This is a genomic window from Marinobacter sp., from assembly GCF_048269445.1.
In the GTDB taxonomy this organism is placed as follows: domain Bacteria; phylum Pseudomonadota; class Gammaproteobacteria; order Pseudomonadales; family Oleiphilaceae; genus Marinobacter.
This window is the reverse complement of record NZ_JBLXIQ010000003.1, coordinates 412,354-426,799: the sequence shown is the minus strand read 5'-3', so window position 1 is coordinate 426,799 and position 14,446 is coordinate 412,354. Positions and strand designations below refer to the sequence as shown.

The following is a 14,446-nucleotide window of genomic DNA, read 5'->3' as shown; positions in this document are numbered from 1 at the left end:
TGCGGACACTTAAAGCGAAGAATATCGACTCAGCCTGTCAGTATTTTTGAACGATTATTCTGGCGAGGATAGCTTTAATCAGACTTGTTGGTCATGGCGCGGTGTGTTGCTCCTGGGGTTGGTTGTTCAGATACTGGTCCAGGCGCTGAAACAGGTAATCCTGAAACTGCTCGGCCAGTGGGTACAGGTGGCCTGCTTCCGGCATCAGGATCAGCTCCGCGTCGGGCAGATTGTCCGCAAGATGGCGGGCATAATCGACCGGTATGAAAGGATCCTGCTCGCCCTGATAGATGAAAATGGGGACCTTCACGCTTTTGAGCTTGAAACCCCAGTCTCCCAGTTCGGTCAGCAGATCGGAGGCAATGGCTCTGGCGCCGCTGTTCAGGCATTCCAACTGGTCGCGCCTGAAGTACTCGCCCTTCAGGAAAGCACGAAGCAGGGATCTGTCCTGTTCGCTTACCAGTTGCCTGGCCTCACGCATGTACAGGCCCGGATGGCGGCGCGAAAATCGAACGACCAGGCGGACGACGAGCTTCAGCAATGTCGGGCTCATCCGTGCCAGGCGGGGGCCGGGCCACCGTGTACTCTCAATCAGTCTGTTATGGCCGGGAAATTCGCTGAAATGGGTATAGCCCGAGAGGCAAACGCCCAGATCCATGCGGTCTGCAAGGGCATTTCCGCAGGCCAGTACCCTGGAGCCGCCACTGGACCAGCCGAGGTGGGAAAAACGCGGTACGTTCAGGGCATCAATCAGCTGCCGTATGTCGTCGGCATATTCCAGCAGTGTCTGGCGCTGCCGGTAATCGGACCCCCCTATCCCGGGCCGATCTGGCGTAATGATCCGAAATCCATAGCGGCGTGCCCGCTCGTGGAGAAAATGGCCCTCCAGCCGGCAGCCGGGCATGCCGTGCCCGAACAGCAAAGGGTAGCCGAGGGGATTACCCAGATCGGTATAGGCCAGTCGCCTGCCATCCTTGAGCCGGATTTGGTGGTCACGGTTGTCGGGCGCGGGGGTTGAATGCGGGCGCACAGGCCTAGTCCGTTCTATCAGTCGGATAGATTGATCGCGCGAGAGTCGGTTCACAGCCTGTGACGCCCCGCGCCTGCCTATGCGCATGCAGGTACCAACGTTGCCCACCGTATGCAAAGGTGTTGGCTTTTACGTCAAACGCGGCAGTGCTCACGGTAGCGGGGATCGGAGTACCATCGGCATGTCGGTAGACACAGGTGGTCTGCAGGCTGAGCGCCGTGGCCACCGGCAGTTCGATGAAACCGTCCTCCCTCACCACGGGCTTCTTACCATTGACGGAAATGACTTTCAGGCAGGGGCCGAAATGAACCCTGTCCTGGTCTTCAATGTATTCGTTGAGGCAATGCTGAGCGCTCAACAGAATTCTGTCATTCGGAAGACTGCCCTCCGTTCCGGAGGGCAGTGACTGACAGCCAGCTAACAAAAGCATTGCCAGCAGCAGAAGCCGGACCCGTGGCATAAAATCTCCTGACTATTGCCTTCCTCGCCGCCAGCCCGCTGCGGCCTTATTCGAACGTTCGGGGCCGCAGAACATCGGGCTTGAGGAAAGGCTTGGCGCCAGTGTTGTCGTGATCACCCAACAACTTACCATTCACTACTGTTCCATAATTCGTGTGTTTGTGGAAGTTCAGGAATTTTTCACGGGTCTGTTTGACATCACCGGTGTAGCGTGGATCCTGTGGTCGCTCCTTGGAGTTGATGAAGTTGGCAACCTGCCAGGCCTCGTCATCGGTCAGCGAGCCTGGTTTGCCGAGCGGCATGTTGTTCTGGATGAATGAGGCCGCCGTGAAGATCCGGGTCATACCCGCGCCCCAGTTGTAGGAGCCGTCCCCCCACAGAGGCGGAAAGACAACCTCTCCATCCTTTTCCTGTCCCTGGCCGTTTTCGCCGTGGCATACCGCGCAGTTCTCCAGATAAACCTCTTTGCCCCGTTGGTAGCTCAGCTCAGGCTTTTCCCGGCCCAGGTGACTGAATCCGCGGCCACCAATGTTCTTTTCATAGACTGGGGCACCTGTGGCAAGCCATTTATGATAGGCCACCATCGCCAGCATATCGTCACTGCCATAGGGTGGCGGCGTGCCATTCATGGAGAAGGAGAAACAGCCGGCAATGCGTTCTTCCAGAGAGTTTACATGTTGATTCTTACCCCGGAAATCCGGCAGGGTCGTTGCGGCCGGCCAGACCGGCCCCGACCAGTTCATGCGTCCCTCGCCCATGTGGCAAGATTTGCAGTTCAGGTCATTGAACACGTATTTCCCACGGAGTTGTTGAGTGTTCATGAACATGTCCCGACCTTTGAGAATGACCTTCCTGAGCTCGGGGTGAATACTTTCATCCGTCATCAGGTCCTGCACCGTGGGGGCGTGGTGAACGTACTGGCCTTCCTTGAATGCGGGCAGATCAACCGGCACTTCAGGCTCGGCCTGTATCACCGTGCTGGCAACCAGCAGACCGGCGAGCAGGGAAATCATTTGCTTGAGTTTCATGGCTCTACCTCCTGTTATTCTGCGGTTGCACTCTGGCTGCCAAGATAGGCGGCCACGGCGTCAATCTGTTCCCCGGTCAGCCGCTCTGCAACTGCAGTCATCAGCTGATTCGGATCGTTGTTGCGCAGGTTGTTTCTCCAGGCATCAATCTGGGATCGGATGTAATTCGGGTGCTGTCCGGCAATTGCCGGGAAGGATTCCCCGACACCGCGGTTACCGGGGCCATGGCAGGAAGAACACGGTGGAATATAGTTGTCCCAGTCGCCCTGGTTGGCAAGCTTTTCACCTTGCGCCAGCACGTCCTCATTGACAGGTGCAGGCGCGGTGGCCTGCGGTACGGACATGGTGGCGTAGTACGCGGCCAGATCACGGATCTGTTGTTCGTCGAAGTTGTTGATGTTGGGCTGCATTATCGGGCTCACCCGCGCACCGGCGTTATAGTCCAACATCTGCTTTGCCAGGTACGCAGAGTCAAGGCCTGCCAGGCGAGGAAAGCCGGCGGCGTTGTTGCCGGAGCCATCGGCTCCGTGGCACGCCAGGCAGGGGGCACCGCTGCCATCACCCTGTGCTGCCAGTTGCTCGCCCCGCTCGGGATCACCGTCGGCAGCAGTTACTCCGGTTGCCAGGCTAATAAGAGCCCAGGCAAGAATCAATTTTGAGAGAGGTGCCATTATTCTCCTCCGATAATAAGAAAAGGGAATTAGCATATTCAATTTTAGAATATTGTCAATCGGGCTTTGGTGGGTTGTTCCCTTGGTACAGTGGAGGGGAGGTTTGCAGAGATATCCGGTGCAGCCACCGGTGTCAGCCGTTGGCCATCCCCGGATACCGGTTGGCGCAGTTGCGTAATCAGCCGGGCATCACGGTTGTAGACGTCATTCCGGAACTGCAGGCGGCCTTCGCCGTCAACCCAAGAAGTCCAGTACTGGATATGGATCGGTACCGGGCGTGGCAGCATCACAGTTTGGGGCTTCGATTCCGCCACCAGTTTATCGATTCTGCCCCTGTTCCAATCCGGCGAAGCTGCCAGCAGGCGATCAGCCAGGTCGAACGGTTGTTCAACCCGGATACAGCCCGAGCTGAAAGAACGATCGGTCCGGCCAAAGAGGCCGCGTCCCGGCGTGTCGTGCAGGTAGACATCGTACTGATTGGGGAACATGAATTTCACCTGTCCCAGGGCATTCTGCGGCCCTGGCTCCTGTACCAGCTGGTAGGGGAAGTTGTTCCGGTGGAGCGATTGCCAGTCGATGTCCGCAGGATCCACCTGCACCCTGTCAGCGCCCCATCCTCGGTATACGCTGATGTTAAGGCGGCTGAGATAGCCCGGATCCCGAATGATCTGGGGGAGTTGGTCCCGGATCATGAGGTTGCGCGGTATGGTCCAGGTGGGGTTGAACACCAGGTACCGGATGTGATCGCTGAACACTGGGGTCTGCCGGAAAGGCTGGCCGACAATAACCCGTTTGCGCAGGACCTCTTCTCTGTTTTCCACCATTGTCAGTTCATAGCCGGCGATGTTCACCAGCACATAAGTGTCGCCCAATGACTCCGGAAGCCACCGCCAGCGCTCAAGGGTGGCGTCGATCTGCCGCAGGCGCTCGACGGGCATCAGGTTCAGCGCCCGGAAGGTGTCACGACCAATCAGGCCATCGGGTTCCAGCCCATGACGCGCCTGGAATTTCGGTATGGCGCCTTCCAGGGGGCCGTCATACAACACGGGGTCTTCGGAGGCGGCAGGTTGAGCGTCCAGGTCCCCGAGCGCTGAAAGCCGGCGGCGAATCTCGGGCAACCTGTCATCGCGGTCACCAGGACGGATGACCGGCTGCGAGGCTAGCTGCGACCAGGGCTGCCCAAGGCGTAACGTGAGTTCCCGCCGCGCAGTCATCAACTTTCGGTAGGCCGGATCCGCCGGCCGCAGTGCATTCAGGGTGCCGACAATATCGCCACTGGCCAGGGACTCAGCCAGAACCGATTCCATGGCTCTGTGGCGACGGTTCGCGGTCCATTCGGCATGAACCGTTTGCGGGTTGACCTTGCCCTCCAGCATGTGGGAGCTGAGCATCAGGAAGGCGTCGGAAAAAAGCAGGTCCAGATCGGCCTTTAGTTCGTTTGAGAAGTCGGACATTGGACGGAGCGACAGCTCCGAAAGAATCTCGGCGTGATAGTCAGCGGGGTTCAGGCCGTCATCACTGGCCCGCTCTACCGCGTTGATCAGCTGGCGCCGGAGTTCGGGAGGGTGCCAGGCAGGCTGGTAACCTCTGGCACCATAAAACGCGGACAGTGCCGTCTCTGCCATCAGCCTGTCACCGAGTACCTTCACCGGAAAGCCCGCATCGAGTGCTTCGATTCGCTGAACGATGGCTTCATCCGCTGCCGAACAGGGCGGGAGCCACAACGAAGAGAGCAATGCGGCAATTAATGCTGTGGTTAGGGAAAAACGGCGAGTTCCATGCATGTGTTATCTCCGCCTCGTCCTTGGGCAACATCGGTAAAGTGTCAGACTTGTAGATTTCGACGTCACCAAAACCCCATTTGTTCCCCGCCTGGCGGGCGGAACCGGTCGGTCCGCAGGGGCTCCTCCTCATGGAGGTTAAGACCCAGACGCCGGGCCTTTTTTGAGAACCGCTGGCGGATCAGGTCGGAGTAGGGGCCCGTTCCCGTCATTCGGCGACCAAAAGTGGCGTCATAGCTTTTTCCGCCCCTCAAATCCCGCATCCGGTTCATGACGTGTTCCGCCCGCTGCGGAAAGTGCCGCTGCAGCCAATCCTGGAACAGATCATCCAACTCATAAGGTAAACGTAGCATAATCCAGCTGGCACGGGTTGCGCCGGCTTCAGACGCAGCTTCCAGAATGGCCTCGATCTCATGATCGTTAATGAACGGAATGACCGGCCCAAGAATGATGCCCGTTGGGACTCCGGCTTCCGAGAGCTGCCTGATCATTTTCAGACGAGTTGCCGGAGCGGCGGTTCTGGGCTCCATTCGACGTTTCAGGTCGTTGCTCAGGGTGGTAAGGCTCACCCGCACCGTACAGAGTCCCTCGCTGGCAAGATCAGATAGTAAATCGAGGTCCCGCAGGATCAGGGCCCCCTTGGTGATGATTGAAACCGGATGTCGGTACTCCGACAACACCTCCAGTATCTGCCGGGTGATCTTCTGTTCGCGTTCAAGGGGCTGATAGGCATCGGTATTCATGCCCAGAGCAATGGGCGAAACCCTGTAACCGGGCCGATCCAGCTCTTCCCTTAACTTGCTGGCAGCGTTGGACTTGGCGATCAGGCGGGTTTCAAAGTCCAGCCCCGGCGACATGTCCCAGTAAGCGTGAGTGGGGCGGGCAAAGCAATAGATGCAGGCATGCTCGCACCCCCTATAGGGGTTGATGGACTGATCAAAAGGCACGTCCGGCGAAGTGTTGCGGCTGATGATTGACCGGACGGTTTCATAGATTACTTCGGTGGCCAGGGTGTCCGGATTCAGCTCATCCTCCGGATCCTGGTACCAGCCATCGTCATGCTGACGATCGCTGACGATGGGTTGGAAGCGATTGTGCGGATTCAGGCCGGTGGCGCGCGTTTTCATAGGCATACCTAATACTGTTTAAATGTACAGTACCAGGTATGCTAATCGTCCGCCCCGTGCTATGCAACCAGAGTTATTGTCCGTTGGTCCGTTACAGGCGGAATCCCTGGGAGGCCTGGGTCAGTAACGTTACCTGTGTTGAAAGTCGCTCAATGTGGGCGTTGAGTTTCTGGCGAATGTCCGAGGTTTCCCGGGTGTGGCCGTGAATCTGCTCTACTTTTTGTGCAATTTCTTCGGTTGTGGTGGATATGCCCTCAACCGAAGAAACCACCTGATTCATATCGCCGGCCAGCTGACGGATAGAGCCAGTGATCTGATCAATCGAATGAGCCGCCTCTTTGGAGCTTTCTTCGCCGTCGCCGGCGGAATCCAGCCCCTCCTTCATCAATTTGGAAATGGCTGCCGTTTCTCGGTTGAGTGATTCCACAATCTCGGCGATGCCGTTGGTGGCGGAGACCGTTTTCTCCGCCAGGGACCGCACCTCATCGGCGACCACAGAAAAACCTCTACCTGCCTCACCGGCCCTTGCAGCTTCGATGGCGGCATTCAGGGCAAGCAGGTTTGTCTGTTCGGCGAGGCTGTTGATCACGCCGACGATTGAATTGACTTTCTCACCAGTCTTGCTCAGCTGGCCAACTTGATCGTGGGTTTTCTGGATTCGCTCGGCCAGCTCACTCATGGTTGTCGCACTGCGCCTGACAACCTCGGCGCCTGAATGGGCAGCGCCGTTGGCGCTCTGGGCGGCTTCGTTGACCGACTGGGTATACTGGGCAATGTCCACCGCAGTGTGGGAGATCTCCTGGACGGCGGTGGCGGTCTGCTCGGTTTCTTCTTCAACCTGCTCACCGTTGCGCCCCATCTGATCGACCAGAGCGTCCAGTTCACTCTGTAGAGCGGATAGGGTCCGGTTGCCTTCAACCACCTGGCCTATCACGCGGGACACATCGTCCAGCATCTTGTTGGCAGCCTGGCCCAGCTGGTTGAACTCATCATTCGGATTCCTGCCCGGTTCAAGCCGCTGGCTGAGATCGCCACCCGCGACCTGGGTGAGCAGATTTACGGCGTCATTGAGTCGTTTTACCAGGGTCCTGGATGCGGCTGTCAGAGTAATAACCAGAATGACCAATACCGCGGCGGCGGTTGCGATGATAAGCCAGGTAGAGGAAGCCCGTGCTTCCTCGGCGCGTTGGCTGGTAGCCACGATAAGCTCACTTCGAAGCAAGTTGTTCTGGTCGGTGATCTGGCTGCGAATGCTGGCACCGGCGTCGGCCAGCTGGTTTTCGATGGACGCAAGCGAGGCGACCAGCTGTTCTGCCTGAGCGAAAGCGTCGTCGAACGCCTGTACGGCCTTGCCAATGTCGTTTTCCTGCCATTCCATATCCCGGACGGTGACCAGCATTCGATCAAGCGCCTCGCGGGTCGCCTGGGCATAGGAAGCCTCAAAGGTGGAAAGGTAATCCCGATAAGTCGACGAAATGACATTGATGTCGTCGTTGAAGATGGAGATGCTGATCTTCCGGAGATTATCGTCAATGGCGCTGGACATTGTGGCCCTGAGCCCGGCGTCAGCGGTCAGCCCCAGTTGCTGGTTCAGGGCCAGCCATTCGGTGCGAAGTCGGGTATACTCCGCAACCTGTTCGCGGATTTTTTGCGCGATGGCGGCAATCGCGTCGTCCGGGAGATTGGTTGCAGATTCGCTCAGTGCAAGTGCCTGTGATGTCAGGGACTCCAGTTGCTCCCGGTAGCTTTCGACCTGTTCTGACGCGAGACTCTCGCTCAGTCTCTCCAGGGCGAGCCAGTCGTTCAGCAGTGTGAGGGAGGCTGACTCATAGGCCCGGGCCTGCCCGCGCGCTTCATAGGCATTCGACACCTTGCCGAGTCCGCTCAGGGATGCCGCGGTGGCAATCGCCAGCCCTATGAACGTGGCAATGATCAACATCATAAACTTCTGTTTCCAGGACAGGGCCATTAACTAACATCCTCCGCATGCTATTGTTTTGCTTCGCAACTATTTACAACTACCAGAGCTTAGATCAGTTTCGGAAAAAAGGCCGGTCCATTTTTCAACAGGAGTTCCATGTCAGACCTTGCAAACTATCAATATCTGCTGATTGCCCTGATTTTTGTCTGGAGCGGTTTCGTCCGGTCCGGGCTTGGGTTTGGTGGCGCGGTCCTGTCTTTACCATTTCTTCTGCTGGTTCTTGATGAGCCGTTGGTGTTTCTCCCGATTATCGCGGTTCACCTGCTGGTGTTTTCTTCCCTGACCATCTGGATGAATAATCGCTCTAAGGCCGGAGAGCCTCGTGATGCAGCTTCCGGGACTGTTGACTGGCAGTACCTGTGGCGCATCCTAGGAATCATGATCGTGCCCAAGCTCATTGGCGTTTTCGGCCTGATCACCCTGCCTTCCGACATTCTCAGTGCCATTATCTTTGTGATTGTCGGCCTTTATTCTGTGTCTTATATCATCAATCGACCCTTTCGCAGCGGCAGCAAAACCGTCGACGCAGTGTTTCTGATGGCCGGGGGCTATATCAGTGGTACATCCCTGATCGGAGCGCCGTTGATTATCGCTGTCGCCGCACAGCACCTGCCCAAGGAGAAACTCCGGGATACATTGTTTGCACTCTGGTTCATCCTGGTACTGATCAAGATGGCGGCCTTCGTCTGGGCCGGCGTGGACCTCCAGCTCATTCACCATCTCTGGCTTTTACCCTGCGCAGCCGTGGGCCATGTGATCGGTCTCTATGCCCACGACCGCATTCTCCGGGCTGAAACGCCGGTTTTTTTCCGTTTGCTTGGCGCGGTGCTACTCCTGGTGAGCAGCATCGGGATTGTCAGTGTCCTTTAAGTCATTGGTTGGACCATGGCAGGCGTCAGCCCGCCCGTCCGAACACCCGCTCAAAGAATCCCACTTCACGAACGTCTGGTATCGGCAGGCTGTCGATTTCCTCCAGGGCCTGACGCCAGAACTTTTCCGGGTTATCCAGTTGCGCCACTTTCGCTCGCTCATCGGGGCTGTAGTGGTTGTGTTCACCGGTGATACCCTCGGCCATGAGCTCCTGGGTCCAGAGGTAGATCGCTCCCCGGATGGTCCTCAGTAGTTGGCAATAGACGTCGCGGCTGAGGTTGATGGCCAGTTCGGCAGTGAGGTTGATCTGCTTTTGCAGAACAGTCATATCTTCTTTGGCCAGCAAGATCCGGGTGCCATTACCTTTTTTGCAGTTGATGCAAACCTTCTCGAGGGCTTTTACGCCATCAAGCAGGTCCATATAGCCGAACTCTTCTTTCTGCTCATCATCCATTGGTGCGGGAATCCAGCCATACTGGGGAGACTTCGCAACAATATGACCATGCAATTGCCGCCGATAGGGTGGGGCGGCATCCAGATCCTGATAGCCATCAAATTCGGTGCGCAGCCACGCCGCCATTTTCCGGTGGCGGAGCATCATGGCAAGGGTGATGGCAGAGGGCATGATTTCTTCAAGCAGCTCGGCGGAATCCCGCGTCCGCTCGTCGAGGTGGTTAACGGATGTCGACATTTTTTCTCCTCAACAACGGGCTCCCTGGTTCTCAGCCCGTTGTGCGTTTTATTGTTTTAGCGTTCGGCGGTTGTTTCTTAAACTACCGGTGAGTAAAAAATAGTCAGATAATGCGATAGCCACCGTTGTAAAAAAGTTACTGCTTTGTAACCGCCGGTAAGTGGTAGCCGGCAGCACGGAGACTCGGTGAACATGGCTGGTTCCGACGCGGTGGGTTGCCCAAGCTGAGTGACCGAGAAGCTTCTCAGCCCGCGGCGTTGGTGCTCTCGAAAATCTTGTCTGCGGAGGCGGCCACGAACCCCGAATAGAGTTTGCCGTCCGGTTTCCGATACCTCAGGGCAAACTCGTAAAAGCAGCTCGGGATTGTCGCGGTCTGATCGGAAAAGGTAACCGGCACCCTGTCTGCCATGGTTGAGGACTGCTCCAGCAGATCTTCCGGCGATCCCTTCACCTCGCCTCCTGAGGTATTTACGGTGTAGCCGTGATCTTTCAGTAATTGGTTGATCTCCGGCACCGTCTGGAACTGTTCCAGATGATTGATGCTGACCGTGAAATGATTGGCTCGGTAGCCCCAGGCAGCCATCCAGGCGGCATACTCGCTTTCTTGAAGGAGGTCCCGATAAGTATTGTAGTCAATCGTCCAGTGCCGCCCGGAATACAGGAAATCATCTGCTTTAACGGCATCCGGTTGCACCTGGGCAACCAGGTTTTTCACCACTGCCTGCAGTGCCGGTGAACACTGCTCGACAAGCAGCTCCGATATGAAGACCTTTGGAAGTTCCCTGGTCGGGTGTTCATAGTGCCGGGCATACAGTTTTTTGGCCTCAAAATGGTACTCGCCGCCTTGCTGATAACCAAGGCTCAGAAAATGCTCGGCCAGAACCTCGAGCCGCACCGGATCCAGGTTGAAGGTGCGCAGTGCAATGTGGTCGTTGACGATTTCCTGACCTTCCTCGGCACCCAGGATTTTGTGGATGCGATCGGCGGACGGGGTGACCTGACGATAGGACTCCCAGAGCTGGGCGAACAGTGTGTCCGGATCAGTATGCATAGCGAATCTCCTCGGTGGCAGGTGTATGGTGAATCTGTTGACTTGGTTGTGACTGTTTACTGCTGACGGCCAGGAGAAGGCAGCAAGCCAGGTCGCCAGCGCCCAGGCCCAGTTGCTCGGCCAGTCGGGCTGTCACCACCAATTCGCCGGTTTCGGATTCCGGATACGCCCGGTCGGTAACCGTTGCCCGAAAACCGGAACAGCTGGCGTTGGCAACGATAGCGTTGGGGTAGCGTTCACCCTCCTGATTTTCAGGGAGCTTTGCTCCCGTGTGAAGCTGAACCTTGCCCTTCTTGGTATTGCGCACACTAGCGATCTCCGCCCTCGGGCACTCCAGGGTGGGTCCGCCGTCTAGAAGATCGATAAACCCCTGGTGTCGGAAGCCTTCCCGTTCCAGCATGTGCCGGGCTGGGCGGGTGTCTTCGTGAACCTGGCCGATGACCGCCCGGGCCGCATGGTTCATCTGTTGAGTATAGAACGGCATAGCGGGTATGAATTCCTCAATAAAGCCGGCATGTGCAGAGCCCGCCAGTTGGGTGGCTGAGGCAAAGTCCAGGTCGGCAACATGATGCTTCAACCAGTCCCAGAATGGGGACCGACCGGCCTGGTCTGAAACGCCTCTCATTTCTGCGATGACGATGTCCGAGAACCGTTCAGGGTGAAGTGCCATGAACAGGAACCTTACCCGGGAAAGAAGTTTGCCGGCATTAGCCCGGCGAAACCCTGGTCGCAGGTAGAGTGAACAGATTTCAGTGCAGCCGGCGTAGTGCTGACAGCGGGTCAGACTTTCCTCAGTGTGCCGCATCTGGCGGACATTGGCGTGCTGGATAACGGCATTGCGGCGAAAATGAACGAGTGGCCGGGTCAGGCCCGCTGCGGCTTCAATTCCGGTAGTACCCAGGATTTCTCCAGTCCCGCTGTCCTCCAGAACAAACAGGTAGTGCTCGTCACCTGGTGCGGTGACCGATCTGGCGAAGCTCGATACGGAATGGTCGATCTTTCGGGCAAGGGCATCCCGGTTCGGCAACAGAGAGGTAAACCCGGGGCCGGATTCAACGGCGATGTGATAGAGCGCATCGAGATCCCTGGGGGTGATAGGTCGGATAATCATGGCGAGCGTCCTGAGCGTTGTTTTGGCTCAGTATGAGAGCAGGCAGCAACAGATTGGAGCTTCAGAATGATCGAAATGATCTACAATAGAGTCAAAGTGTAAAAAGGAAGCGACAAAATGATCAGTCCGCAGGACCAGAAGCTGCTGATGCTGCTGCGCCAGAATGCCCGGGCCAGTATCACGGAGCTAGCCAAAGCCATGCATGTGTCCCGGTCAACGGTACAGAATCGCATCTCCCGCCTCGAGGCCGGCGGTGTCATTCGGGGCTACTCGGTTCAGTTGGGCGGGGAATTCTCGGCCAGCCAGGTTGAGGCCCATGTGTCGATCAAGGTATTCCAGAAACTGACCGCCCGGACGAATATGGCGCTGGAGCAAATCAGCCAGGTGTCACAACTGTTTTCAGTGAGCGGCGAGTACGATCTCATTGCCATTGTCCAGGCACAATCCCTTGAGGAACTGAGCACGGTTCTGGACGATATTGGCAATCTTGAAGGGGTTGAGCGTACCAACTCTGCGGTCGTGCTGGAAACAAAGTTTCGTCGTTAGACTATTGCCTCAGGATCCCAGCAGTCCGGCATATGCACAGTAAAGAAACGCACCGGAACCTATCAGAATGACGCCCCAGGCGGGGAAAATCAGGGAAGAGCGAGTCGATGTTCGCATGGTCACCTCCTGCAGTGGTGGAATCCGAAACGCAGCAATCTTCACTGTAGATCAATCTTGACCAATGTCACGAAGTGTTTTGAGAGGCAGTTCGCAACAGAGGATTAATTGGCCAACGGTAAGGGCAGTAAATGCTATTGAGCGCTCGCCAAATGGCGCTAGTATGACTAGCAGTTCAGAACCTGACACATACAGCACAATAACAAGAAAGGAATCGTTTATGGCGGTTGATCCCCGGAAGCAAACCTCTCTCCATTGCCTGTATTACTGGGCCGAGGCGACCCCCGATCAGGTCTACCTTACCCAGCCATACCCGAATGGCCGGGTTGAGGACATCACCTGGAAGCAGGCCGCTGACCAGGTATCCCGAATGGCAGCCTACCTGAACAGCCTGAACCTACCCGAGTCCAGCAATATCAGTATCCTGGGCAAGAACAGTGCGCACTGGATCCTGGCTGATCTAGCAATCTGGGCCGCCGGGCACGTGTCGGTGCCGCTGTATCCTACCCTCAACGGTGATACGGCGGCCTATGTGCTTGAGCACTGCGAGGCCAAACTGTTGTTCCTCGGTAAACTCGACGGCACCGCCGATGGCTGGAATGATATAAAAAACCATATTCCCGATAATTTGCCGCTTATTTCCCTGCCCATGTCACCAAGGGACGACGCCTCAAAGTGGCTGGAGATCATTTCCGGCCAGGAGACTGCGGAGCCGAAGCTGCCCGATCCGGATAACCTGGCGACCATTGTTTATACATCCGGCAGTACCGGCCGGCCGAAAGGGGTGATGCACAGTTTCCGTACCATGATTTCGGTGGCGGACGGATTGCAGCAGCTGTTTCCGGTGTCTTCCAGTGAAAGAATGCTTTCGTACCTGCCGCTGGCCCATGTGGCAGAGCGGGCGGCGGTGGAAACCCAGTCCCTGTACTATGGCTTTCATCTGTACTTCGCCAACTCCCTGGATACATTTCAGGAGGATCTTCAGAGGGCGCGGCCGACTCTGTTCTTTTCCGTTCCTCGCCTGTGGATGAAGTTCTATCTGGGTGTTAACGCGAAACTGCCGCCGAAAAAACAGAAGCTGCTTTTCAGTCTTCCCATTGTCAGCGGTCTGGTTAAAAAGAAAGTACTCCGGCAGCTGGGACTGGATCATTGCCGGGCGGCGCTGACAGGTGCCGCGCCCCTGTCAGCCGACATCGTCAACTGGTACCGGAATCTCGGGCTGGAGTTGCTGGAGGTCTACGGGATGTCTGAAAACTTTGGTTATTCCCACGCCAATCGCCCCGGGCAGGCAAGGGCTGGCTCTGTGGGTATGGCCAATCCAGGCGTGGAACATCGCATTGGCGAAGGCGGTGAGGTGCAGGTAAAGAGCCCTGGCCAGATGCTGGGCTATTACAAGAATGATGAAAAAACCAAAAAGGACCTCACCGAGGACGGCTTCCTGAAAACCGGAGACATGGGGGAAATTGACCGGGACGGCACCCTCCGGATTACTGGCAGGGTGAAAGACCTCTTCAAGACCTCTAAGGGCAAGTATGTTGTTCCGGTTCCTATCGAGAACCGCTTTAATCATCCCAGAGCTGAAGTGGTTTGTGTTGCCGGCGCCAACCAGCCGCAGCCGTGTCTGATGATCCTGCTTTCCGAGGAAGCGCGGGTTGAACTGGAAAACGGTGCCGATCGGAGTGAACTGGAGCAGGAGCTGGCCGCGGAACTGGAGGTCGTAAACGCGGGGTGTGAATCCCACGAGAAAGTGGCTTTTGTCGTAGTGGTCAGAGAGCCCTGGACCATGGAGAACGGCATGCTGACGCCAACCATGAAGATCAAGCGGAATGTGATCGAAGACTTTTACAACCAAAAAATGGACGACTGGTTCAGCCAGAAGAAAAAGGTGGTCTGGGAGTTCTGACGTCCAAACGCAAAACGCCGGTGGCTCCCTCTGGCGCCACCGGCGTTTTCAAATCCCTGTGTTTCGTTTCCAGCCTACGC

13 protein-coding genes are annotated in these 14,446 nt (G+C 56.8%); 3 read left to right on the top strand and 10 right to left on the bottom strand.

Annotated features, from left to right (window positions below; translation table 11 throughout):
* Positions 1-91 precede the first annotated feature (91 nt).
* The 7 genes from ACN0XM_RS08245 to ACN0XM_RS08215 all read right to left on the bottom strand — a co-directional run bounded on the left by ACN0XM_RS08245 (position 92) and on the right by ACN0XM_RS08215 (position 8,065).
* Entirely contained in the window at positions 92-1,030 is a 939-nt protein-coding gene (locus ACN0XM_RS08245; protein WP_417566446.1) for an alpha/beta fold hydrolase, read from the bottom strand.
* Positions 1,031-1,034: 4 nt separating this feature from the next.
* A complete protein-coding gene (locus ACN0XM_RS08240; RefSeq protein WP_417566445.1) occupies positions 1,035-1,490 on the bottom strand; it encodes a hypothetical protein in 456 nt (151 codons plus the stop codon).
* 46 nt (positions 1,491-1,536) lie between these two features.
* On the bottom strand, positions 1,537-2,517 hold the full coding sequence (locus ACN0XM_RS08235) for a c-type cytochrome (RefSeq protein ID WP_417566444.1): 981 nt from the start codon (positions 2,515-2,517) through the stop codon (positions 1,537-1,539).
* A 14-nt stretch (positions 2,518-2,531) separates the two neighbouring features.
* The gene (locus ACN0XM_RS08230) at positions 2,532-3,188 is read right to left on the bottom strand and encodes a c-type cytochrome (protein WP_417566443.1); all 657 of its coding nucleotides are present in this window, start codon (positions 3,186-3,188) and stop codon (positions 2,532-2,534) included.
* Positions 3,189-3,232: 44 nt separating this feature from the next.
* Positions 3,233-4,972, bottom strand: a complete 1,740-nt coding sequence (locus tag ACN0XM_RS08225; RefSeq protein ID WP_417566442.1) for a L,D-transpeptidase family protein — start codon at positions 4,970-4,972, stop codon at positions 3,233-3,235.
* A 62-nt stretch (positions 4,973-5,034) separates the two neighbouring features.
* Entirely contained in the window at positions 5,035-6,096 is a 1,062-nt protein-coding gene (locus ACN0XM_RS08220; RefSeq protein ID WP_417566441.1) for a PA0069 family radical SAM protein, read from the bottom strand.
* A 91-nt stretch (positions 6,097-6,187) separates the two neighbouring features.
* Positions 6,188-8,065 (bottom strand): methyl-accepting chemotaxis protein, encoded by a 1,878-nt coding sequence (locus tag ACN0XM_RS08215; protein WP_417566440.1) that lies wholly within the window; start codon positions 8,063-8,065, stop codon positions 6,188-6,190.
* Between the two features lie 108 nt (positions 8,066-8,173).
* Here ACN0XM_RS08215 and ACN0XM_RS08210 point away from each other — a divergent pair, with 108 nt between their 5' ends.
* Entirely contained in the window at positions 8,174-8,947 is a 774-nt protein-coding gene (locus ACN0XM_RS08210; protein ID WP_417566439.1) for a TSUP family transporter, read from the top strand.
* Between the two features lie 25 nt (positions 8,948-8,972).
* On the opposite strand, the gene ACN0XM_RS08205 is transcribed toward ACN0XM_RS08210, so the two are convergent.
* The 3 genes from ACN0XM_RS08205 to ACN0XM_RS08195 all read right to left on the bottom strand — a co-directional run bounded on the left by ACN0XM_RS08205 (position 8,973) and on the right by ACN0XM_RS08195 (position 11,800).
* Entirely contained in the window at positions 8,973-9,638 is a 666-nt protein-coding gene (locus tag ACN0XM_RS08205) for a hypothetical protein (RefSeq protein ID WP_417566438.1), read from the bottom strand.
* 244 nt (positions 9,639-9,882) lie between these two features.
* Positions 9,883-10,689, bottom strand: a complete 807-nt coding sequence (locus ACN0XM_RS08200; RefSeq protein ID WP_417566437.1) for a DUF1338 domain-containing protein — start codon at positions 10,687-10,689, stop codon at positions 9,883-9,885.
* The gene (locus ACN0XM_RS08195; protein WP_417566436.1) at positions 10,679-11,800 is read right to left on the bottom strand and encodes an arginine N-succinyltransferase; all 1,122 of its coding nucleotides are present in this window, start codon (positions 11,798-11,800) and stop codon (positions 10,679-10,681) included. Before ACN0XM_RS08195 ends, ACN0XM_RS08200 begins: the two co-directional genes overlap by 11 nt.
* A gap of 117 nt (positions 11,801-11,917) precedes the next feature.
* Here ACN0XM_RS08195 and ACN0XM_RS08190 point away from each other — a divergent pair, with 117 nt between their 5' ends.
* Positions 11,918-12,346, top strand: a complete 429-nt coding sequence (locus ACN0XM_RS08190; protein ID WP_417566435.1) for an Lrp/AsnC family transcriptional regulator — start codon at positions 11,918-11,920, stop codon at positions 12,344-12,346.
* Between the two features lie 337 nt (positions 12,347-12,683).
* Entirely contained in the window at positions 12,684-14,366 is a 1,683-nt protein-coding gene (locus ACN0XM_RS08185; protein WP_417566434.1) for an AMP-binding protein, read from the top strand.
* The last annotated feature ends 80 nt before the right edge of the window (positions 14,367-14,446 follow it).